Here is a 22,323-nt window from a genome sequence, read left to right on the forward strand (position 1 = left end):
GCGAAGACACGCCCCGCCAACCGCGCCCGATGAGGTTTCGTTGCCCGACGCTCCGCCGCTCCGCCTCGACGACGTCCACCTGACCCTGCCCTCGGCGGCCGGGCCGGTGGAGATCTTGCGCGGCCTCAACGTGCAGGTGAACGCCGGTGAGCGGGTGGCGCTGGTGGGCCCATCCGGGTCGGGCAAGTCGTCGCTGATCGCCGTCGCCGCGGGTCTGGAGCGGCCGACGCGCGGGTCGGTGTCGCTGTTCGGTCGCGACCTGGCGCGCCTGGACGAGGATGGCCGCGCGCGGCTGCGTCGGGGCCGGGTCTCGCTGGTCTTCCAGGCCTTCCACCTGCTGCCCAACATGACGGCGGAGGAGAACGTCGCCGCGCCGCTCGAGATTGCTGGCCTGCGCGACGCCACGGCGACGGCGCGATCCTGGCTGGATCGGGTCGGCCTGTCGGGACGGCTGCGCCACTATCCGCACCAGCTGTCGGGCGGCGAGCAGCAGCGGGTGGCCCTGGCCCGGGCCCTGGCCCCGCGGCCGGCCCTGCTGTTCGCCGACGAGCCCACGGGCAATCTCGACGCGGTGAACGCCCGGCACGTCGCCGACTTGATCCTTGAGCTCACGGCCGAAACCGGCGCGGCCATGGTGCTGGTCACCCACGACGAGGCGCTGGCGGGGCGCGCCAGCCGCACGGTGCGGCTGCGCGACGGGCGGGCGGCGTGATCCCGCTCGCCCTGCGGTTCGCCGCCCGCGAGCTGCGCGGCGGTGTGCGCGGCTTCCGGATCTTCCTCGCGTGCCTGGCCCTGGGCGTGGCCGCGATCGCCGCGGCGGGCTCCACGGCGGAAGCCTTCCGGCAGGGCCTGGCGGCGGATGCGCGCAACATCCTCGGCGGCGACCTGGCGGTCTCGGTGCAGGGGAGGCGGTTCACGGAGGGCGAGCGGCGCCTGTTCCACGCGGCGGGGCCGACCGCCTATGCGGTGGCGCACCGGGCCATGGCCGAGGCGCCGAACGGCGAGCGGCGGCTTGTGGAGCTGCGCGGCGTCAGCGCCAGCTATCCGGTGGCTGGACGGGTCGGCCTGAGCGGCGCGCCGGACGTGGCGAGCGCCGTACGGCGGCGGGGCGACGCCTGGGGGGCGGCCGTGGAGCCGGCCCTGCTCGAGCGGCTGGGCCTGCGGCTCGGCGACCGCTTCATGGTCGGCAACTCGCCCATGGTGGCCACCGCGCTTCTTCTGGAAGAGCCCGATCGACTGTCGCGGGGCTTCGCCTTGGGGCCGCGGGTCCTGACGAGCCTGGAGGCCATGGAGGCGGGCGGCGCGCTGAAGGCCGGTCTGCCGTTCGGCGCGACCGCCCGGATCGTGCTCGCGCCCGGCGCCGACCCGGGCCGCCTCGCTGCGGAGATCCGGCGGCAGGCTGCGGGCAAGCCGGTGCGCATCCGCACCCGCGCCGACGCGACCCAGGGGCTGGGGCGGATGATCGACCAGCTCGAGTACTTCCTGGCGTTCATTGGCCTCGCCTCGCTGGTGGCCGGCGGCCTGGGGGTGCACGGGGCGGTGAACGCCTACCTGGAAGGTCGCAAGCCGGTGATCGCCACCCTCAAGTCGCTCGGCGCCGAGGGGCGGCTGGTGCGCGACGTCTATCTGCTTCAGGTGGGCCTGCTGGCGTTGCTGGGCGTTGCAATCGGGCTTGGCGTGGGCGCGGCTGCGCCGCTCGTCCTCGGCCGGCTGGCCCCCGAGGACCTGCCCGTGCAGGCGCTGTTCGACGTCTATCCGGAGCCGCTGCTCAAGGCGGCCGCTTTCGGCCTGCTCTGTGCGGCGGCCTTCTCGCTGGCCCCGCTGGGGCGCGCCCGCCAGACGCCGCCGGCCAGCCTGTTCCGGCGGGATCTCGCCCCCAGGCTGCGGTTCGGGCCGGAGATCCTGGGCGCGCTGGCGGCGGCGGCGGGGCTGGCCGCCCTGGCCCTGGTCACCGCCCCGACTCTGCTCACCGCGGCGGTGTTGATCGGCGGGGTGGCCGTGGCCTTCGTCCTGCTGTGGCTGATGGGGGCGGGCGGCGCGCGGCTGGCCGGCCGCTTGCGGCTCGGCGCCCGCGGACCGCTGCGCATCGGCTTGGCGAACCTGGCGGGGCCCGGCTCGGCTGCGCGCACCGCGGCCCCGGCCATAGGGCTCGGCGTGGCCTTGCTGGCGAGCGTGGTGCTGATCCAGTCGGCCCTATTGCGGCAGGTGTCGGAGATCGCCCCCCGATCAGCGCCCGCGCTGGTCTTCACCGAGGTCCCGGCCGACCGGCTGGCGGCTTTCGACGCCGAGGTGGCGCGCGCCTTCGGCCGTCGGCTCTCGCCGGACACCTACATGCGCGCGCCCATGCTGAACGGGCGCATCGTGCGGGTGCGCGGCGCGGCCGTGGATCGGACGCAGATCAAGCCTGGCGCGCGCTGGGCCTACGACTCCTCGGTGACGCTTTCGGCGCTGGGGCCCGAGCCGCCCAACGCCCTGGTCCGGCGGGGCCGCTGGTGGCGCGCCGACTACGCCGGGCCGCCGCTTGTGGCGGTCAGCGAGGATGTTGCGGAAGGCGCGGACCTGAAGCTCGGCGACAGCCTGACAATCGAGCTGTTCGGGGTGGAGGTGGAGGCGCGGGTGGCGGTGATCCGCGAGGTGGAGCTGGGCGGCTTCGGGGCGAGCTTCCCGCTGGTCCTGACGCCGAACGCCATAGACGGCGCCGAGCCCCGGCACGTGGCCATAGCCAAGGCGAGCCGCGCCCAGGAGGCGGCGGTGATCCGGGCGCTGGGCGCCAGCTTTCCGGAGGTGAACGTGATCTCGGTCCGCGAGCAGCTGGAGGCGGCGACCGAGCTCTTCGAGCGGCTGTCCCTTGCCGTTCGGGGCGCCGCGGCCGTGGCCGGGCTGGCGGGTCTGCTGGTGCTGGCCGGGGCGATCGCCGCCCGCGCCCGCGAGCGGACCCGTGAGGCGGCGACCCTGAAGGTGCTGGGCGCCTCGCGCGGCCAGATCCTGGCGGCCTATGTGCTGGAGTACGGCGCCGTGGGGCTGATTGCAGGGGCGGCGGGCGTGGCCCTGGGCTACGCCGCGGCCTGGCCCGTGGTCGTCAAGGTGTTCGAGACCGACTGGAGCGTCGACTGGGGCGGAGTGTTGGCCCTCCTGGCCGGCGCGGCCGCAGTCACCGGCGCCGGCGGCCTGCTGGCCGCCTTCCAGGCGCTTTCGAAGCGGCCCGCCCCAGCCCTGCGCAGTGACTAGGCGGCGAACCCCGCCAGATCCGGCGTGCGGCCGTTCCAGCCCGAAACGGTCTCGAAGGCGGCGCCGACGGACACCACGGTAGCCTCGTCACCTGGCCGTCCCAGCACCTGCAGGCCGGCCGGCAGGCCTTCGTCGGTGAGGCCGCAGGGCACGCTGATGCCCGGCAGGTCGAGGTAGTTGGCGGCCCGGGTCAGGCGGCTGAGCGGCGATATGGTCTCGTCCACCTCGTCCATGGGCGGAGCCGGGATCGGGCAGGTGGGGCTGAGCAGGCCGTCGAACCCCGCGAGCCAGGCATGGAACTCGGCCTGCTGGGCGGCGCGCTCGTCATGGGCCCGCTGCAGGCGCGCGTCGCTGATCTCCCGGCCCGCCTCGAAGCGGCGGACGATCCAGGGGTCCATGACCTCGCGGTGCCGGGCGATGCGCTCGCCCCAGATGCGCCAGCCCTCGCCGGCCATGAGCAGGCCATTGGGCCCGAACGACTGCTCCAGCGAGCGGGCCGGGGCGACCATGCTCACGGTGACCCCGAGTTCGCGCAGGCGGTCCAGCGCTTCCAGATAGAGGCGGGCGACCTCGGGGTGCACCTCGCCCAACTGGTCAAGCGGCATGGCGGCGAGGTTCAGGCCGCGCACGTCGCGGGCCAGCGCAGCGTCTGCATCAAACGGACCGCGCACGGCCGCCGCCTCGTCAGGGCCGGAGATCGTCGCCAGCATCCGTGCGGCGGTGGCCACGTCGCGGGCGAGCGCGCCCACGGTGTCGAGGGCCGGGCTGAGCGGGTGGACGCCGCGCAGGCTGACCAGGCCACGGCCGGGCTTCAGCCCGACCACCCCGCAGGCCGCCGCCGGGATGCGCACGGAGCCGCCGGTGTCGGAGCCCAGCGCCCCATCGCAGAAGCCCGCCGCCACCGCCACGGCCGAACCCGAAGAGGAGCCGCCCGGCGCCCGGTGGACCTTGGCGTCCCAAGGGTTCCAGGGCGCGCCAACCGCACGGTTGGTGCCCCAGCCGCCATAGGCGAGCTCGACCGTGTGGGTCTTGCCGACCGCGGTCCAGCCCGCCTGCAGCAGGCGCTCCACCACCCGGGCGTGTTGCGGCGGGTTGCGCTCCAGCGGCACGACCGCGCCGCCGCCGGTGGGGACGCCCTCCACGTCGAAGAGGTCCTTGATGGCGAACACCGGCCCGACGGCGCCCTTGTTCGTCAGCGGGGGATCGAACACGCGAACGAAAGCCTGCAGCCGGCCGTCGTAGCGGCGGATCCGGTCGAGGGCTTCGTCTGGCGTCATGTGGGGCTCCTGGGCGTGTCGCACCGGACTATCGCCGAGGCTCGGCGGGGAAACCAGATGACGGGCCGCTGACCTTGCGTCATTCCTTCGCGCCGATGACCCAGTCGCTCCCCGACCAGCTCCGCGCCACCGTTCGCTTCCTCGGCCGCATCCTCGGCGACGTGATCCGCGCCGAAGACGGGGAGGCGGTGTTCAGCCAGATCGAGGAGATCCGCCAGGCTTCCGTCGGCTTCCATCGGGAGGGGACGCCCGAGGCGGCGCGGCTGATGGCCGAGCGGCTGGAGGGGCTGTCGCTGCCGGACACGGTGCGCTTCGCCCACTCGTTCGCGGTGTTCCTGCAGATCACCAACATCGCCGAGGACCAGATCCAGCGGCGGCGGGGGAGGGCCGGGGACGCCCGCCACGACACACTGGCGGGGGCGCTGCGCACCCTGAAGGGGGACGGGATCGACACCAAGCAGGTGGTGGAGCTGCTGCGCGGCGCGCTGATCGCCCCGGTGATCACCGCCCACCCCAGCGAGGTGCGCCGCAAGAGCGTGCTGGACCGGCAGAGCGCCATCGCCCACGACCTGGACGCCTTCGACCACGCGCGCAGCGAGGGGGAACGGGCGGCGATCGAGCGCGAGCTCGTTCGGCAGATGTCGATCTTCTGGCGGACCCGGCTGCTGCGAAACGTGCGCATCGCCGTCGCCGACGAGATCGAGAACGCCGTCTCCTACTTTGACCGCAGCTTCCTGGCCGAGCTGCCGAGGCTCTACGCCCACTGGCGCGAGGTGCTGGCGACCGACGAGCTGCCGAGTTTCCTGCGGGTCGGCTCGTGGGTGGGCGGCGACCGGGACGGCAATCCCTATGTGACCGCTCAGGTCATGCGCCATGCGCTGGTGCGGCAGTCCCGGGCGGCGCTGAGGATGTACCTGGAGCGGATCCACGCGCTGGGCGCTGAGCTCTCCATGTCGGCCGACCTGGCTGAGGTGACCCCGGAGCTGCAGGCGCTGGCGGACGGCAGCCACGACGAGTCGCCCCATCGGGCGGACGAGCCCTACCGCCGCGCGCTGACGGGCGTCTACGCCCGCCTGGCGGCGTCCTACGGGGATCTCACCGGCGAGGCCGCGCCCCGGCCGTCGCCCAAGGGGGCGGAGCCCTACGCCGGCCCCGAGGCGCTGAAGGCCGACCTGCAGACCGTGCTGGACTCGCTCGTGCAGAAGCACGGTCCCGCCTTCGAGGCCGGACCCCTGCCTGACCTGATCCGGGCGGTGGACGTGTTCGGGTTCCACCTGGCCACCCTCGACATGCGGCAGAACTCGGCGGTGCACGCCCGGGTGGTCGGCGAGCTGCTGAAGGTCGCGGGCGTCTGCGCCGACTACGAGGCGCTGGACGAGGCGGCGCGTTGCGAGCTGCTCACGAAGGAACTTTCGCATGGGCGGCTGCTCGCCTCGCCCTACGCGGACTATGCCGACGAGACGCGGCGTGAGCTCGAGACGCTCGCCATGGCGGCCGAGATCAAGCGTCGCTACGGCCCCGAAGCGATCCGGACCTACATCGTCTCGAACACCCAATCGGTGTCCGACCTGCTGGAGGTCTACCTCCTCCTGAAGGAGGTGGGCCTCTACCGGCCAGGGGATCCGCCCCAGGCCGAGATCTTCGCCGAGCCCCTGTTCGAAACGATCGAGGACCTGCGCGCCGCGTCCAAGACCATGGCGCGCTACCTGTCGCTTCCGCTGATCCGCCGGCTGCTCGCGCCGCAGGGCATGCAGGAGGTGATGATCGGCTATTCGGACAGCAACAAGGACGGCAGCTATCTCACCTCCACCTGGGAACTGCACAAGGCGTCGCGGGCGCTGTGCGCGGTGGTCGGCGGAGAGGGGCTGCGGCTGCAGCTGTTCCACGGCCGCGGCGGCGCGGTGGGCCGCGGCGGCGGGTCGAGCTTCGAAGCCTTGCTGGCCCAGCCGCAGGGCACGGTCCATGGCCGCATCCGCATCACCGAACAGGGCGAGGTGGTGGCCAACAAATACGCCGACCCGGAGATCGCGCGCCAAAGCCTGGAGACCCTGACCGCGGGCGTGGTGCTGACGTCGCTGCGCAAGCAGGCGGCCGATGAGCTGGCGGCGCCGCACTCGAAGGCCATGGACGCGTTGGCCCGCACCGCCATGGGCGCCTACCGGGCGCTGGTCTACGACACCCCGGGCTTCGTGGACTACTTCTACGCCGCCACGCCAATCAGCGAGATCGCGGATCTGAACATCGGCAGCCGGCCCACCTCCCGGCAGCCGACGCGGAGCATCCAGGGCCTCCGCGCGATCCCCTGGGTGTTCTCCTGGTCGCAGTCGCGGGCGATGGTCCCAGGCTGGTTCGGCTTCGGCTCGGCGGTGGCCAAGGGCGGGGTCTCCATGGCCCAGCTGCGCGAACTGAACGAGGTCTGGCCCTTCTTCCACTCGACCCTGGCCAACATGGAGATGGTCCTGGCCAAGTCGGACCTGGCGATCGCGGGCCGCTACGCGGGCCTGGTGGAGGACCGGGCGCTGGCCGACCACGTGTTCGGGGAGATCCGTGCGGAGTGGCAGCGCACCCATGACGCCCTGCTGGAGATCACGGGCCAGTCACAGCTGCTGGAGAAGAACCCGGACCTGGCGGCGGTGATCCGCTCGCGGCTGCCGTACATCGACCCGCTGAACCACCTGCAGATCGAGCTGATCCGGCGTCGCCGCCGCGGCGACGCGGACGAGGCCGTGCGCGAGGGCATCCACCTGACCATCAACGGCGTGGCCGCCGGCCTGCGGAACACCGGCTGATGTCGGGGAACCTGTACGAGCGGCTGGCCGCGGGCTTCCCGGCCGACCGTACACGGCCGTGCTTCCTGCTCTCCGACGGTTCGCAGGTGAGCTACGGGGAACTGGAGGCGAGCGTGGCGCGGGTGGCCGGTCGCCTGGTGGCTGAGGGCGTTCGCCCGGGCGACCGCGTGGCCCTGCAGGCCGAGAAAAGCGTCGCCGGCGTGGTGATCTACCTGGCCACCCTGAAGGCCGGGGCGGTGTACCTGCCGCTCAACGGAGCCTACACCGCGGCCGAGGTGGACTACTTCCTGAGGGATGCCGAGCCTGCGGTCTACATCACCGACGACCTCGGCTATGTGGCCGCGGCGGCCGAGGCCACGCCGCTGGCGGCGCCTGTGGCGCGCACCCCGGCAGACCTGGCCTCTATCATCTACACCTCCGGGACCACGGGCCGCTCCAAGGGCGCGATGCTCAGCCACGGCAATCTGGCGGCCAACGCCGAGGCTCTGCACGAGGCCTGGGGCTTCACGCCGGACGACGTGTTGCTGCACGCCCTGCCGATCTTCCACGTGCATGGGCTGTTCGTGGCCCTGCACTGCGCCTTCCTTTCGGGCTGCCCGATGGTGTGGCTGCCCAAGTTCAGCGACGCCGAGGTGCTGACGGGTCTCTCGCGAGCGACGGTGATGATGGGGGTGCCGACCTTCTACACGCGGCTGCTGGCCAATCCCGGCTTCACCCGTGACACCGCCGACGGCGTGCGGCTGTTCATCTCCGGTTCGGCGCCCCTGCTGCCGTCGACGTTCGATGAGTTCGAGGCGCGCACTGGCCAGCGGATCCTGGAGCGCTACGGGATGAGCGAGGCGGTGATCATCACCAGCAACCCGCTCGAGGGAGAGCGGATCGCGGGCTCAGTGGGCTATCCGCTGCCCGGCGTGGAACTGCGGATCGGGGGCGGTGAGGAGACTGGCGTCATCGAGATCCGCGGGCCGAGCGTGGCCGGCGGCTACTGGCGCAATCCCGAGAAGACGGCCGAGGAATTCACGCCGGACGGCTTCTTCCGGACCGGAGACGTGGGACGGCGGGACCCGGATGGCCGGGTGTGGATCTCCGGCCGGGCCAAGGACCTGATCATCTCGGGCGGCTACAACGTCTATCCGAAGGAGGTCGAGCTGGTGCTCGACGAGCTCCCCGGCGTGACCGAGAGCGCGGTCGTCGGCGTGCCTCACCCCGACTTCGGTGAAGGCGTGGTCGCCGTGGTGATCGGGCAGGGTGAGGAGGCGGCCGTGATCGCCGCGGCGCGTGGGCGGCTGGCGGCCTACAAGGCGCCCAAGCGCGTCGTGTTCGTCGACGAGCTGCCGCGGAACGCCATGGGCAAGGTGCAGAAGAACCTGCTGCGCGAGCGTTACGCGGGGCTGTTCAGCGGCTCGTGAGGCGGCTCGTCGCCGCCCCGTGGATCGCGTTCAGCAGGCGCCGCCAATTGGGTCAGCTCGCCGCCCACGCCCTGCACCAGGACCTCAGCCTCATAGCCCTGCCGGCGGGCCTGCGCCGCCAGCCGCTGGGCGGCCGCGAGCGCGCTCTCGCGCGAGGCATAGCGGTCATACCGCACGCCCGGCGCGATCAGCGTCCACCGACCGCCATACCAGATCACCGCAAACTGCAGCGCCATGCCGCCGCCGCCCTCCGCCAAGCGTGACTCAGCAGGGCACGGAGCGGCGGGCGGCGCAATGTCCGATGTTAAGCGGAGGCGAGCCGTGCCGCCGCCGCCGCCGGCCTCAGCTGCACGGCGGGACGGTAGTCGGAGATGCTCACCAGCAGGTCCCGCTGCAGCAGGATCGCCACGCCGGAGCGCAGCTCGATCAGCTTCTCCCGGCGGAGCTGCTGCAGGGTGCGGTTGACGTGAACGATGGAGAGCCCGAGCACGTCGGCCATGATCTCCTGCGTCAGAGGCAGAGGGAATCGCTGGAGATCGCCCAGGCCGGCGACCTGCAGGCGGGTCTGCAGCTCGAGCAGGAAGTGGGCGACCCGCTCGTAGGCGGTCTGCCGCCCCAGCCGCACCATGTGGTCGAGCAGCAGAGCCTGCTCGAAATGTTGGCTCTGCTGCAGAGCGCGGGCGAGTCCCGGCGCGCGGCCGGACAGGGCGGCTTCCACCACGGGCTCGGCGTCTACGGTTTCCAGTGCCGTGAGCGCCACGGTGGCGCCGAGCGCCGGCGCCGGGGGGCGTTCGCCGACGCCGATCGCCTCGCCCGGCAGCGCGAAGCCGAAGATTTGGCGGCGACCGTCAGGCAGCACCCGCTGCCGGCACGCCCAGCCTGAGACCACGAAGCGGGCGCGGCGACTGCCCTGGCCCTCGGCGATAAGTTCTTCACCGGGCGCATGGCGCTCGCGGCGTTCGCCGAGGTGCCGCAGCAGATCCTGTTCAGACTCGCTGAGGCTGCCGAGCAGCCGCATCCGCCGCAGCACCGCGTCCAGAGGGCGCGGCGCGATGTGAGGTCGAAACCGGCCCGTCATCCGGTGGCCCCTTTGCTCTATGTGACACGCGGGAAACAGGCAGAAGGACCCGCGAGGTTGAAACCCTTTGGGCGAAGGAAAGTTCCATCGCGACTGCAACCATGCCGCGAGTCGTCAAGAACTCCGATTGTGCGCACCGCTCCTTGTCCGGATCGTCACTGACAATGTCGGCCATCCGACATAAAGCAGAGCCGTCACTTGCAGTGCAGACGAATAGATCATCTTGGCCGATCTTCTGCCTGTTCTCTCACCACCTGCAAGGAACGAAGCTGCCCCCGCTCCGTTTTGGGGAACCAGTATTTGAGAGCGTGGGCGCCAAATGAGAGACGACGCGAGTTTCGGCTACCGCATTTGCAGGGAAGAGGGCGGCTGGACCTGGACCACCTTCGATCTCGCGGGCGAGGTGCTGCTGAAGGGCCATGCGCCGACGAAGGCCGTGGCCGCGGCCTGCGTTATCCGGGCGCTGGCGCGCTCTGTTCTGCCGAGCGAGGCCGCGCAGGCGGCCTGAGCCTCACGGACGATCAGGCGGCGCCCAGCGCCGCCGCCATGGCCGAGATCTTCGACTCGGTTTCCTGACGCTCCTGCCGCGGGTCGCTGTCGGCGACGATTCCGGCGCCTGCGCGGGCCTCGACCCGCCACGTGGCGCCTGGCCTATCCCCCTCCTGGACGAAGCCGGCGGTGCGGATCAGCACGCTGGAGTCCAGCATCCCGTCGAAGCCGAGCTGGAACATGGCGCCGAAGAACGGCCCGCGCGGCGGCTCCAGCTGGGAAATGACCTTCATCGCCTGCACCTTGGGCGCCCCGGTGATCGACCCCGGCGGGAAGCTCGCCTGCAGCAGGTCGACGGCCGTGCGCCCCGGCGCCAGCAGGCCGGTGACGGTCGAGACCAGGTGGTGCACGTTGGCGAAGCTCACCAGGCGGAAGAGTTCTGGGGTGCGGACTGAGCCGGCGGAACAGACCCTGGCCAGGTCGTTGCGCATCAGGTCGACGATCATCAGGTTTTCGGCGCGGTCCTTCGGCGAGGCGGCGAGCGCCTCGGCCAACGCCCGGTCCTCGGCCTCGCTGCGCCCGCGGGGCGCGGTGCCCTTGATCGGCTGGGTCTCGGCCGTGAGGCGGCCGTCGCAGGGAACGACCCGCAGGAATCGCTCCGGAGAGTTCGACACCACCGCGCGTCCGGGCAGGCGCAGGTAGCTGGCGAACGGAGCCGGGCTGCGGGCGGCGAGATTGGCCAGCACGTCGGCGGGGGCGGCGCCCTGCGCCAGCCGTCCGCGCCAGCGCCGGGCGATGTTGGCCTGGAAGATCTCGCCGGCGTGGATCCGCCCCACCACCTCGGCGACCGCGGCCTCGTAGACCGCCGGGTCGTCGGGGGATAGGTCCGCCGCGGGCGGCGCGGCCTGACGGGCGGGCAGCGCGAGCCAGGCCAGCGCGGTCTCGGCGGCTCGCCGCGCGGCGGCCGGGTCGGCCCCGCGGCCCACGGCGATGCTGCGGCGACGGCGGTGGTCGAAGGCCAGCACCGAGGGATAGCGGCCGCAAGCGAGATCCGGCCAGTCGTCCAGGCGGCCAAGCCCCAGGCGCTCGACGCGATCTCCCAGGTCGTAGCTGGCCAGCCCCGCGACGCCGCCCTGGAACGGCGGACCGTCCGGCGCGCCGGACGTGGGCTCCCCGACCATCTCCTTCAGCGCGGCGAAGGGGTCGCGGCGGTCGTCGGCGGCGAGGGTGAGGGTCGCGTCCGGCGCGGCGGCGACGTAGGACCAGCCCGCGTCCGTGCCGCCCGAGAGGAAGCCGATCGCCCAAGGCTCGTCCGCAAGCGCGCCCAGGGTCTCGGCCGGATCGCGCCAGACTGCTTCGAGGAGGGCCGTGGCCAGCATGGCGCCGCCATAGCGCGGGCGACCGGCGGCCGCCAGCGCGGTTGAGACGCCGCTTCGACGGCAGGGGCGGTGCGGAGCCTAGGGGTCAGACTGGCGCGCCGCCGCCGGCTGGGGCAGGGTCGCGCCCGCCAAGCAGAAACAAGGGGAACGCGCATGGACCTGCAGCTGAAGGGCAAGACCGCGATCGTCACCGGCGGCACCCGCGGCATCGGCCGCAGCATCGCCGAACTGTTCGCACAGGAGGGCGCCAACGTCGCCGTCTGCGCGCGCAACGCCGAGCAGGTGCAGGCCTTCGTCGCCGAACTGAAGGGCTATGGAGTCGAGGCCTATGGCGAAGCGGTGGACATCGCCGACGGCCCGGCCCTGACCGGCTTCGTGCAAGCGGCGGGCGAGCGGCTGGGCGGCCTGGATGTCCTGGTCTCCAACGCCAGCGCCCTCGTCAACGGCGGCTCGGAGGCCGACTGGCGGGCGATGTTCGAGATCGACATGCTGGGCGCGGTGCGCACCTTCGAAGCGGCCCTGCCGTTCCTTGAGCAGGCGGCCCAGCAGACGGGCGACGCCGCGTTCGTGATCGTCTCGTCCGTGTCCGCGGCCGAGACCAGCGGCGGCTCAGCGTACGGCCCGATGAAGGCCGCGCTGATCCACTACGCCAAGGGCCTGGCCCGGCAGCACGCGGCCAAGAAGGTGCGCGCCAACGTGGTCTCGCCCGGCACCGTGCTGTTCGAGGGCGGCGTCTGGGGCAACGTCCGCGAGCAGGCGCCCGGCTTCTTCGAGCAGATGATCAAGCGCAACCCGACCGGCCGGATGGCCACGCCGGAGGAGATCGCCGCCGCCGTGGTCTTCCTGGCCAGTCCGCGCTCGGCCTTCACGACCGGCTCGAACCTGCTGGTGGACGGGGCGATCTCCAGCCGGGTGAACTTCTAGGGCCTAGGCCTCCTGGATGGCCGAAAGCTTCCAGGGGCCGTAGGCCTGGCGCACGAAGGTCCACAGCTCGGTGGTCTGGGTGGGCTTTTCGGCGTCGCCCGAGACCACCTGGCCGCTCGTCCGGTCGCGCATCACGTCGCGGCTCTCATAGCGCAGGGCGGCGGTGACGTACTCGCGGTCCCCCTCACGCCAGGCCTCGGCGATGTCGGCCTCCAGCAGCTTGACATCCGTGACCTCGTTGCGGCGGCCCTGCGTCGCGTTCTGGCTGAGCTCCTCGGAGAGGTAGCTCATCACCTCCGGCGTGGTCACCTCGCGCAGCGTTCCATAGTCCTCGCGCCCGAAGGCGGTCTGCACCTCGGTCAGCAGGCGCTCGAAGTCGCTGCGGTCTTCGGCGGTGACGGCGAGATCGATGGCCGGCCCGGCCGGCGGGGCGGCGCTGGCCGGAGACGACGGGGTGTAGGCCGTGCCGCCCATGGGCCGGGCGCCCGATCGGGCTTCCGGCGCCTCGAACTTCGAGGTCGCGCCCGGCCAGCCCGCGGCGGCCGCGCCCGCGGCGGCCGGCTGCTGACGGCGGCGGAACAGCTTCATCAGCAGGAAGACGCCCAGGCCGATCAGCGCCAGCTGGAAGAGCAGGGCGGCGAAGCCGGCCATGCCCGCGCCGAAGCCGTGGCCGAGCAGGGCCCCGAACAGGCCGCCCAGCAGCAGGCCGCCGAGCAGGCCGCCGCCCAAGCCGCCCAGGAACCCGCCGCGGCGCGGCTGCGCCGCCGGCGCGCCCGCCGTGGCCGGACGCGCGCCGGGCTGCTGCGCCGTCGGCTGGCGCGGCGTCATCGAGCGCTCGATGGGCGCCGTCTGGGTGGGCGCGGTCTGGGTGCGCGGCGGCGGAGTGTAGGTCCGCGCGCCACGGCTGCCGAAGCTGCCGCCCCGGCGGGCGTCGGCGGGCTCGGCCACCAGGATCGAGGCGGCGAGCGCCACGCCGAAGGCGGCGGCGAACTTGGAGCGGTGCAGGCTCATAAGACGAAGAATCTCCCTTTGCCCCTCATGTATGGTCCCGCCGGCCCGAGGGTTAGGGGCCAGGGCGGCGAAATCGCTCGTTTAGGCGGCGCTGACGTTGTCGAACAGGCCGGCGTTGTAGTCGCGGATGGCGTCCATGATCTCCTCGCGGCTGGTCATCACGAACGGTCCATGGGCCACCACCGGTTCCCGGATCGGCTCGGCGTGGCCGAACAGCAGGACGGCGTCCTGTTTGGCGGAGAGCTCCACGGTGTCGCCCTCGAGGTCCAGCTCCGCCAGGTGCCACGGCGCCAGCGCCTTGCCGTTGACGCTGGCCTTGCCCCGCACCGCGTAGAGGAAGACGTTGCGTCCGCCGAGGGAGCCGAAGCCCACCTTGCCGCCCGCCCTCAGCTCCACGGTGGCCATGAAGACGCCGGTCAGCGACGAGACGGGTCCCGTCTGGCCGCCCCACGCTCCGCTGATCAGGTTGATGATCGCCCGACCCTGGTCGGCGGTCAGCGCCGGGATCTGCTCCCTCTGGACGCCGGCGTAGCGCGGCCGGGTCATCTTCAGGCGCGACGGCAGGTTCACCCACAGCTGCAGGATCTCCAGCGGCCCGCCCGCGGACTTGAAGCTCTCCGGCGAGACCTCAGCGTGGATCAGGCCGGAGCCCGCCGTCATCCACTGGACGCCGCCTTCGCGGATGACGCTCTCGTGGCCGGCGGAGTCGCGGTGCGCCAGCTCGCCCTCGAGGATGAAGGTCACCGTCTCGAAGCCGCGGTGCGGATGCGGCCCGAACGGCAGGCCGCCGTTGCCGGGCGGATAGACCTGCGGGCCGTGATGGTTGAGGAACAGGAAGGGATCCACCTGCGCCACCTTTGGTCCGGGGACCGGCCGGCGGGTCACCAGGTCGCCGATGTCGTCTCGGTGCGCGGCGTGCTGGGCGAGCACGGTCTTGGCGGGCATGCGGGCTCCTCTCTCGAGCCAGAACGCATATAGGCCGGTTCGGCCCCTTGCGAAGCTCGGCGGAAGGCTCGAAGAACGGCCGCGATGGACGCTTCCTTCTTCGACCTCCGCGGCACCCACAACCCGCACCGCTGGTACATGCCGCTGTCGCCGGCCGTCTGCGTGGGGCCGCCGGACAACCTCTTCATGTTCGGCGGGGTTGGCCTGGCTTCCGCCGTCAGCGCCATGGAGCGCACCACGGGCCGCCCGGTCATCTGGGCCACGGCCCAGTACCTGTCGTACGCCCGCCCGCCGAGCGTGGTGGACCTCGACGTCTGGGTCCCGGCGGCCGGCAAGTACAACAGCCAGGCCCGCGTCACCGGCCACGTGGACGACCGCGAGATCTTCACCGTCAACGCCGCCCTGGGCGCGCGGCCGAGCGAGCTCTCGAAGCAGTGGCTGCAGATGCCTGACGCGCCTCGGCCGGAGGACTGCGACCCGGCCGACCATTGGCGCGGGAGCGGGGAGGGGCTGCACAGCCGGATCGAGGTCCGCGTGGCCAAGGGCCGCTACGGCGCGGACCGGGTCGGCAAGGCCGAGGAAGATGGCCGCTCGCTGCTCTGGATCCGGCCGCGCGAACGCTTCCCCATCGACGCCCCGATGCTGGCCATCATGGCCGACTTCGTCCCCTCCGGGATCGGCAATGCGCTGGGCCAGAACGCCGGCGGCAACAGCCTGGACAATACGCTTCGCGTCCGCCGGATCGTGCCCACCGAATGGGTGCTCTGCGACATCCGCATCCACGGCGTCCACGGCGGCTTCGGCCACGGCGCCATGTACCTGTTCGCCCAGGACGGCGAGCTCATGGCCACCGCGAGCCAGAGCCTCATCGTCCGCGTCCGCGAAAGCGCCAAGGACCGCTGACTGCGGTCCTGCCCCTCGGGAGACACCCCCACACCCGCTCACTCCGGCGAAAGCCGGGGCCCAAGCCGAGCCCGCCGCCGCGCCTGCCCACCTCCCTCAGCTTGGATCCCGGCTTTCGCCGGGACGAGCGGGAGAGGGGGCCTGTTCGTGCATTCCACGAGGGCGCCGAGCAGCGCTCAGAACCCCTCCGCGACCACGCCCGGCCGCTCGTTGTCCCAGATCATCGAGATGATCTTCCAGGCGCCGTCCGGACCCTTGTAGAGCTGGATGGAGTTGATCCCCCGCCGCTCGGGCTCGGCGTCCGCGGGATCGTTCCGGGCCTCGTAGAGGCTCCACACGTGAGCCATGGCGCCCAGCACGTCGATGCGCCGGGCGATCTCCACCTCGAAGAAGCCGGTCGCGTCGAAGAACGGCTGCACGTTGGCCCGGTATTCGTCTGGGCCCATGATGGTGATGGTGGCGCGCCCGTCCGCGTCCACCGCGGTGCGCATCTGCCGCGACTGCGGGTGGAACAGCTCGGGCTGACGCGCCCAGTCGCGGGGCCCGGCGGGCCCCGAGATCATGGCGTACATGCCGTCGATGACGGCGCCGATCGCTTGCCTGTCGTCCATGGCGACGCTTGTCGCCGCAGACGCCGCCGAAGTCTAGGCGCGGGCGGGGATCACCACCGGCAGGTGCTCGTAGCCCTTCACGAAGGTCGAGTAGACCCGCTTGGGCTCGCCCACCACGTTGATCTCCGGGAACCGCTTCATGATCTCTTCCCAGATGATCTTGAGCTGCAGCTCGGCGAGCCGGTTGCCGACGCAGCGATGGATGCCGAAGCCGAACGACAGGTGGTTCCGCACCCGCGGGCGGTCGATGATGTAGTCGTCCGGACGCTCGATGACCTCGTCGTCGCGGTTCCCGGAGACGTACCACATGACGACCTTGTCCCCTTTGCGGATGGTCTTGCCGCCGATCTCGTAGTCGGCCAGCGCCCTGCGGCGCATGTGGGCCAGCGGGGTCTGCCAGCGGATGGTCTCGGAGACCATCGAGGGGATCAGGTCCGGGTTCTCGCGCAGCTTCTTGTACTGGTCCGGGTTCTGGTTCAGCGCCAGGATCGAGCCCGAGATGGTGTTGCGGGTGGTGTCATTGCCGCCCACCGTCAGCAGCACGATGTTCCCGAAATACTCGCGGGCCTCCATGTTCCGGGTCGCCTCGCCGTGCGCCAGCATGGAAACCAGGTCGCCGGTGGGATCTGAGTTCACCCGCTCGTTCCAGAGCTTCGTGAAGTAGGCGTGGTACTCGACGAAGATCTGCATCTTCTGCTCGATCGTCTCCACGATGCCGCCGGGCATGGGGATCGCGGTGACCACGTCGGACCAGTAGATCAGCTGGCGCCGGTCCTCCTGCGGCATGCCGAACAGCGTGGCCAGCGTCATGCCGGTCAGCTCCTTCGACACCTTGTCCACCCAGTCGAACTCTTCGCCGATGGGCAGGTCGTCCAGGATCTTGGCCGCCCGTTCGCGGATCAGCGGCTCGAGGCGCTGCAGGTTCATGGGCGACACGGCCGGCGACACCGTCTTGCGCTGCACGTCGTGCTTCGGCGGGTCCATGGCGATGAACATCGGCAGCGGGCCCTGGTCGCCCTGCTGCTCGGTGATGGTGATGCCGCCTTCGGACGAGAACACCTGGTGGTTGGTGTCCACCGCCATGATGTCGTTGTACTTGGTGATCGACCAGTAGGGGCCGTACTCGCTGTCGGCGGTGAAGTGGACCGGATCCTCGGCGCGAAGGCGCTCGAACATCGGCCAGTGGGCGTCGGCCGCGAACAGCGCCGGCTGGGCCGGGTTCAGCTGCTCGAGCGGGGTCGAGTAGGCCTCATCCCGCGCCGCGTTCAGGGTCAGCAGATTTCCGTCGGCCATTGTACTTCCTCCACCACTTGCCGCATGGGTACAGGGAAGGTGACGCAGGCGTCAACTTTGCAGCGCCCTCAGCGCGGTTTCGTGATCGTGCAACCCACCACCGCAATGCGCTCCACGTCGGCGTACGGCGCGGTGTCCAGCTCCTCGCCGAACACGTCCGGGTCCAGCTCGCGGTAGGCGAGGGCGCAGCCCTGCGCCTCGGCTGCGCGGGTCAGTTCCGCCTTCAGCTGGTCGCGCCCGCCGCGAAGTATTGCGCTGCCGGTGTAGAGCAGGAACCGGCCGCCCGGTGCGAGCTTCGGGATCGCCGCCTTCGCCCACTGGAGGGAGATCTCGCCACCGTGCAGGTCGCCGCCGTCCCGATAGGTGCGGCCGGCTTCGTCCACGATGTAGGGCGGGTTGGCGAGGATGAGGTCGCAGTTCTCCGGCGCGCCATCCAGGTCCGCAGCCTCGCGTGTGGTGATCGGGATCCCGGCATGCTGGGCGTTGATCCGCGCCAGCCGCAGGGCGCGGCGGTTCACGTCCGTCAGGATCGCCTCAGCGGGCCGACACGCCTGCGATGCGATCAGGGCGCCGACCCCAGCGCCGCCCCCGATGTCGACCAGCCGCTCCAGGCGGCAGTCCGGCCCCATCTCGGCCAGCACGAAGTCCGCGAACCGGTAGCTGTCGGGGCCCAGGAAGACGGAGTCCTCGTCGTCGGTAGGGAAGGCGGAATGCAGGAACAGCAGGCCGTGCACGCGGGAGACCCTGACGGTGCTCTTCCACAGTGTCCCGTGCCGCGCCAGCGCCCCGCCGCTCTGCAATGCCCGGAACAGTTCAGCCGGAAGGACCTCCGGTTCGAAAGGGAGGCTCCAGCCCAGCACGTCGCGCACGTCGCGCGCCGTCTGCATGCCGGGCCGGCGCACCACCCGCTGGTGGGTCAGCGGCGTCGGGGTGACGAAGTCGTACCCGCTGTCGTCCAGGCGCCGGAGCAGCTCCAGAAGGGCGTCGTCGGTCGAGGTCATGGCGGCGGCGTCAGGCATGTAGCCAAGAAAAGCCGCGGGAGCGGCCAAGGTTCACCGCATCCGATCGCGCACGGCAGCGTTCCAGCCCCGCGGGGATGGAATTCGCGGAAGGAGCAGGCGTGGCGTCGAGGTGGCCTGAACGGCTTTGGATCGTCCGGCACGGCGAGAGCGCCGGCAATGTGGCCCGCAATCTGGCCGAGGCCGGGGGGCACGGCCGGATCGAGATCGCCGACCGGGACGTGGACGTGGCGCTCTCGCCGCTCGGCGAGGCCCAGGCCTGCGCCCTCGGTCGCTGGTTCGGCGACATGCCCGAGCACGAGCGGCCGGAGGTGGTGCTGAGCTCGCCTTATGTGCGCGCCTTGCGGACGGCGGACATCATCCGCGACTGCGGCGGCTTTTCGCCGGAGGCGCACCGCCCGACGCCGGACGAGCGGCTGCGCGAGAAGGAGTTTGGCGTCCTCGACCGGCTGACCCGCCATGGGATCATGGAGCTGCATCCCGAACAGGCCGAGTTCCGTCGGCTGCTTGGCAAGTTCTATCACCGGCCGCCGGGCGGGGAGAGCTGGTGCGACGTCATCCTGCGGCTGCGCAGCGCGCTCGACACGCTCTCGCTGCACCACGCGGACCGCCGGGTGCTGATCGTCACCCACCAGGTGGTGGTGCTCTGCCTCCGCTACCTGCTGGAATGCCTCACGGAAGAGCAGATCCTCGCCATCGATCGGGAGCGCGACGTGGCCAACTGCTCGGTGACCGAATACCGGTTGGATCCGACCTGCGGGCCGAACGGCGAGCTGAAGCTGTTCCGCTACAACTTCACCGCGCCGCTGGAGCGCGAGGACACGCCCGTCACGCGGGAGCCCGACGCCGCGGTGGCGGCCCGATGAGCGACGGGGAGCTCGTCACGCCCGAGCTGCTGGGGTCCTGGCGGCCGCCCGCCGTGCCCGACCACGGCGACAAGGAGACCCGTGGGCGGGTCCTGGTGCTCGCCGGCGGCGCCCAGGTGGCGGGCGCCACCCTGCTGACCGCGACAGCGGCGATGCGCGCGGGAGCGGGCAAGCTGCAGATCGCCGCGCCCCGGAGCCTGGCGCAGGGCCTCGCCTTCGCCATGCCCGAAGCCCGGGTGCTGTCCTGTCCGGAAACCGCCGAGGGCGAGCTCGCGCCCGAAGCCGCCGAGACCCTGCGCAGCGCGCTCGGCCGCGCCCGGGCGGCGGTGATCGGGCCGGGCATGATCGAGGACGAGCCGGCGGGCGAGCTGGCGCTCCGCCTTGTGGAAGCGGGCGGACCGCCCATGGTCGTCGACGCCGCCGCCATGCGCGGTCTGGCCGACGCGCCCGACCGCGCTCGCGCGCGGCAGGGCGAGCTGGTGCTCACGCCTCACGCGGGCGAGATGGCGGGCCTGCTGGGCTGCTCCAAGGACGATCTCGCCCGCGACGCGCTGGGCCTCGCCCGCAAGGCGGCGGCGGAGTGGAAGGCGGTGGTTGTGCTCAAGGGCGCCACAACCCTGATCGTCAGCCCCGACGGCAAGGCTTGGCGGCACGAGGCCGGGCACGCGGGGCTCGCGACCTCAGGCTCCGGCGACGTTCTCGCGGGCGTTATCGCCGGGCTGATCGCCCGGGGCGCGTCGCCTGCCCAGGCGGCGGTCTGGGGCGTCGCCGCGCATTCGCGGGCCGGCGCGCGGCTCGCGGCCCGGATCGCCCGCATCGGCTACCTGGCCCGGGAGCTGGTGGACGAGGTCGCCCCCACGATGGCCGAGCTCGGCGGCGCATGACAAAGCCGTAAGGACCGGCCGCCGAAATCCGGTGTAGGAAGCGCCAAAAGCGCGGGTGCGCCCGCGTCCACGGAGTCTCCGCTGCATGTTCCTTCGCAAGTCTTGGCTGGCCGCCGCGTCGGCCGCCGCCCTTCTCGCCGGTTGCGCCACCCCGGCCGAGCCGCCCGCTCCGGTCGCGCAGGCGCCCGCTGCGCCGGCGCCGGCTGCTCCGAAGCCCACCTTTGGGACGTTCGGCTTCGACACCGCCGGGATGGACCGCTCGGTGGCGCCTGGGGACGACTTCTTCGAGTACGCCAATGGCGGTTGGGCCAAGGCCACGCAGATTCCGGCCGATCGATCGAGCTTCAACAGCTTCACCGCCATTTCCGAGCGCGCCGCCGAGCGCACTCGGGCGATCATCGAGGAGGCCGCCGCCGCGGCGCCCGCCGGCTCCGAGGCCCGCAAGATCGGCGACTTCTACGCCAGCTTCATGGACGAGGCCCGTGCGGAGCAGCTGGGCGCTCAGCCCCTCAAGCCGGCGCTGGATCGCATCGCCTCCATCCGCACCCGGCGCGAGCTGTCGCGAGAGCTGGGGAGCTCGATCCGCGCCGACGTGGACGCGCTGAACGCGACGGACTTCTACACGCCCAACCTGTTCGGCCTGTGGGTCGCCGAGGATCTGGACGACACGACCAAATACCGGCCCTACCTGATGCAAGGCGGCCTCGGCATGCCCGACCGGGAGTACTACCTGGGGGCCAGCCCGCGCTACGCCGAGCTGCGCAAGGCCTACCAGGCCCACATGGCGAAGCTGCTGGCGCTCGCGGGCTATCCTGACGCCGAAGCCGCCGCGGCCCGCGTGCTGGCGCTGGAGACCGCCATCGCCCGCGCGCACTGGACGGTCGATCAGACCGCCGACATCACGAAGGCGAACACGGTCTGGAGCCGGGCCGAGCTGGCCCGCAAGGCGCCGGGGATAGACTGGGAGGCGTTCCTCCAGGGCGCGGGCCTGGCCGACCAGCCGCGGTTCGGCGCCTGGCAGGACACCGCCATCGCCGGCATCGCCAGGCTGGTGGGCGCCCAGCCGGTGCAGGCCTGGCGGGACTATCTCGCGGTCCACACCATCCAGGACGCTGCGCCCTTCCTGTCCAAGGCCTTTGCCGACGAGTCCTTCGCCTTCAACGGCACGGCGCTCTCCGGCACGCCGCAGCAGCGCGAGCGCTGGAAGCGGGGGGTGGATTTCACGTCCGCGGCCCTGGGCGAGGCGGTCGGCAAGATCTACGTCCAGCGTCACTTCCCGGCCGAGCGGAAGGCCCAGGTCGAGGAGATGGCCAAGAACGTGCTGACCGCCTTCGCCCAGCGCATCGACCGCATCGACTGGATGACGCCGCAGACCAAGGCCCGCGCCAAGGCCAAGCTCGCCAATTTCCGCGTCTACGTGGGCTACCCAAACCGTTGGCGCGACTATTCCGGGCTCGAGGTCGTGCGCGGGGACGCCTACGGCAACCACGTGCGCGCCGACGTCTTCGAGTACCGCCGCAACCTCGCGAAGCTGGGTGGGCCGGTGGACCGCGAGGAGTGGTTCATGACGCCCCAGACCGTGAACGCGCTCTTCGCGCCGTCGCAGAACTCGATCATCTTTCCCGCGGCCATCCTCGAGCCGACCTTCTTCGATCCGGCGGCCGACCCGGCGGTGAACTATGGGGCCATTGGCGGGGTGATCGGCCACGAGGTGAGCCACGGCTTCGACGACCTGGGCGCCCAGTTCGACGAGCAGGGCAACCTGAAGAACTGGTGGACGGCGCAGGACATGGCCCAGTTCAAGGCGCGCACGAAGAAGCTCGCCCAGCAGTACAGCGCCTACCAGGTGTTTCCGGACCTCAACCTCAACGGCGAGCAGGTGCTGGGCGAGAACATCGCCGACGTGGCCGGCCTGGCCGCGGCTTACGACGCCTGGAAGCTTTCGCTCGGCGGGCGTGAGCCGCCGGTGCTGGACGGCTTCACCGGCGACCAGCGGTTCTACCTCGGCTGGGCGCAGAACTACCGGTCCAAGTTCCGCGAGGCGGCCCTGCGTCGCGCGGTGGTCACCGGCGTCCACTCGCCGGGCAAGTGGCGGGCCTACACCGTCCGCAACCAGGACCCCTGGTACGGGGCCTTCCAGGTGCAGCCGGGGCAGAAGCTGTACCTCGCGCCGGCGGAGCGGGTGCGCATCTGGTAGCCGTCGTCCGCATCGACGATC

19 protein-coding genes are annotated in these 22,323 nt (G+C 71.8%); 10 read left to right on the forward strand and 9 right to left on the reverse strand.

Going from position 1 to position 22,323, the window contains the following annotated elements; translation table 11 throughout:
- The first annotated feature begins 40 nt into the window (after positions 1–40).
- On the forward strand, positions 41–712 hold the full coding sequence (locus tag VIL67_RS00390; protein WP_349257497.1) for an ABC transporter ATP-binding protein: 672 nt from the start codon (positions 41–43) through the stop codon (positions 710–712).
- Positions 709–3,228, forward strand: a complete 2,520-nt coding sequence (locus VIL67_RS00395; RefSeq protein ID WP_332046862.1) for an ABC transporter permease — start codon at positions 709–711, stop codon at positions 3,226–3,228. Before VIL67_RS00390 ends, VIL67_RS00395 begins: the two co-directional genes overlap by 4 nt.
- Here the strand turns inward: VIL67_RS00395 and VIL67_RS00400 are convergent.
- Positions 3,225–4,505, reverse strand: a complete 1,281-nt coding sequence (locus VIL67_RS00400; RefSeq protein ID WP_332046863.1) for an amidase — start codon at positions 4,503–4,505, stop codon at positions 3,225–3,227. The two genes, VIL67_RS00395 and VIL67_RS00400, sit on opposite strands and share 4 nt — an antisense overlap.
- A gap of 74 nt (positions 4,506–4,579) precedes the next feature.
- Between VIL67_RS00400 and ppc the strand changes: the two genes are divergently transcribed.
- Both ppc and VIL67_RS00410 read left to right on the forward strand, forming a co-directional pair.
- On the forward strand, positions 4,580–7,294 hold the full coding sequence (ppc, locus tag VIL67_RS00405) for a phosphoenolpyruvate carboxylase (RefSeq protein WP_332046864.1): 2,715 nt from the start codon (positions 4,580–4,582) through the stop codon (positions 7,292–7,294).
- Positions 7,294–8,703 carry an AMP-binding protein gene (locus tag VIL67_RS00410; protein ID WP_332046865.1) on the forward strand — a complete coding sequence of 470 codons (1,410 nt, stop codon included), beginning with the start codon at positions 7,294–7,296 and terminating at the stop codon, positions 8,701–8,703. Before ppc ends, VIL67_RS00410 begins: the two co-directional genes overlap by 1 nt.
- Here the strand turns inward: VIL67_RS00410 and VIL67_RS00415 are convergent.
- Together VIL67_RS00415 and VIL67_RS00420 are read right to left on the reverse strand one after the other, a co-directional pair.
- Complete coding sequence (locus VIL67_RS00415) at positions 8,676–8,939, reverse strand: hypothetical protein (RefSeq protein WP_332046866.1); 264 nt, start codon at positions 8,937–8,939, stop codon at positions 8,676–8,678. The genes VIL67_RS00410 and VIL67_RS00415 overlap by 28 nt on opposite strands.
- 68 nt (positions 8,940–9,007) lie before the next feature.
- Complete coding sequence (locus VIL67_RS00420) at positions 9,008–9,781, reverse strand: Crp/Fnr family transcriptional regulator (protein ID WP_332046867.1); 774 nt, start codon at positions 9,779–9,781, stop codon at positions 9,008–9,010.
- A 319-nt stretch (positions 9,782–10,100) separates the two neighbouring features.
- Here VIL67_RS00420 and VIL67_RS00425 point away from each other — a divergent pair, with 319 nt between their 5' ends.
- Positions 10,101–10,289, forward strand: a complete 189-nt coding sequence (locus VIL67_RS00425; RefSeq protein WP_332046868.1) for a hypothetical protein — start codon at positions 10,101–10,103, stop codon at positions 10,287–10,289.
- A 13-nt stretch (positions 10,290–10,302) separates the two neighbouring features.
- Here the strand turns inward: VIL67_RS00425 and VIL67_RS00430 are convergent, their stop codons facing one another.
- Positions 10,303–11,649, reverse strand: coding sequence for an anthranilate synthase component I family protein (locus tag VIL67_RS00430; RefSeq protein ID WP_332046869.1), 1,347 nt, complete (start codon positions 11,647–11,649; stop codon positions 10,303–10,305).
- A gap of 153 nt (positions 11,650–11,802) precedes the next feature.
- Here VIL67_RS00430 and VIL67_RS00435 point away from each other — a divergent pair, with 153 nt between their 5' ends.
- The gene (locus VIL67_RS00435) at positions 11,803–12,573 is read left to right on the forward strand and encodes an SDR family NAD(P)-dependent oxidoreductase (protein ID WP_332046870.1); all 771 of its coding nucleotides are present in this window, start codon (positions 11,803–11,805) and stop codon (positions 12,571–12,573) included.
- Positions 12,574–12,576: 3 nt separating this feature from the next.
- Here the strand turns inward: VIL67_RS00435 and VIL67_RS00440 are convergent, their stop codons facing one another.
- Together VIL67_RS00440 and VIL67_RS00445 are read right to left on the reverse strand one after the other, a co-directional pair.
- Positions 12,577–13,584, reverse strand: a complete 1,008-nt coding sequence (locus tag VIL67_RS00440; RefSeq protein WP_332046871.1) for a Tim44 domain-containing protein — start codon at positions 13,582–13,584, stop codon at positions 12,577–12,579.
- Between the two features lie 81 nt (positions 13,585–13,665).
- Positions 13,666–14,529, reverse strand: coding sequence for a pirin family protein (locus VIL67_RS00445; protein ID WP_332046872.1), 864 nt, complete (start codon positions 14,527–14,529; stop codon positions 13,666–13,668).
- 84 nt (positions 14,530–14,613) lie between these two features.
- On the opposite strand from VIL67_RS00445, the gene VIL67_RS00450 reads away from it, so the two are divergent.
- Positions 14,614–15,432 carry an acyl-CoA thioesterase gene (locus tag VIL67_RS00450; RefSeq protein ID WP_332046873.1) on the forward strand — a complete coding sequence of 273 codons (819 nt, stop codon included), beginning with the start codon at positions 14,614–14,616 and terminating at the stop codon, positions 15,430–15,432.
- Positions 15,433–15,608: 176 nt separating this feature from the next.
- On the opposite strand, the gene VIL67_RS00455 is transcribed toward VIL67_RS00450, so the two are convergent.
- The 3 genes from VIL67_RS00455 to VIL67_RS00465 all read right to left on the reverse strand — a co-directional run bounded on the left by VIL67_RS00455 (position 15,609) and on the right by VIL67_RS00465 (position 18,337).
- A complete protein-coding gene (locus VIL67_RS00455; protein WP_332046874.1) occupies positions 15,609–16,043 on the reverse strand; it encodes a Cif family virulence factor in 435 nt (144 codons plus the stop codon).
- A 33-nt stretch (positions 16,044–16,076) separates the two neighbouring features.
- Positions 16,077–17,336 (reverse strand): cytochrome P450, encoded by a 1,260-nt coding sequence (locus tag VIL67_RS00460; protein WP_332046875.1) that lies wholly within the window; start codon positions 17,334–17,336, stop codon positions 16,077–16,079.
- 68 nt (positions 17,337–17,404) lie between these two features.
- Complete coding sequence (locus tag VIL67_RS00465; protein ID WP_332046876.1) at positions 17,405–18,337, reverse strand: methyltransferase; 933 nt, start codon at positions 18,335–18,337, stop codon at positions 17,405–17,407.
- 119 nt (positions 18,338–18,456) lie between these two features.
- Here VIL67_RS00465 and VIL67_RS00470 point away from each other — a divergent pair, with 119 nt between their 5' ends.
- From VIL67_RS00470 to VIL67_RS00480, 3 genes are all read left to right on the forward strand, one after another.
- Positions 18,457–19,221, forward strand: coding sequence for a histidine phosphatase family protein (locus VIL67_RS00470; RefSeq protein WP_332046877.1), 765 nt, complete (start codon positions 18,457–18,459; stop codon positions 19,219–19,221).
- A complete protein-coding gene (locus tag VIL67_RS00475) occupies positions 19,218–20,105 on the forward strand; it encodes an NAD(P)H-hydrate dehydratase (RefSeq protein WP_332046878.1) in 888 nt (295 codons plus the stop codon). Before VIL67_RS00470 ends, VIL67_RS00475 begins: the two co-directional genes overlap by 4 nt.
- Positions 20,106–20,190: 85 nt before the next feature.
- Positions 20,191–22,302: a M13 family metallopeptidase gene (locus VIL67_RS00480; RefSeq protein ID WP_332046879.1), complete on the forward strand. Its 2,112-nt coding sequence runs from the start codon at positions 20,191–20,193 to the stop codon at positions 22,300–22,302.
- Positions 22,303–22,323: the final 21 nt, after the last annotated feature.

The organism is Phenylobacterium sp., from assembly GCF_036563385.1.
In the GTDB taxonomy this organism is placed as follows: domain Bacteria; phylum Pseudomonadota; class Alphaproteobacteria; order Caulobacterales; family Caulobacteraceae; genus Phenylobacterium.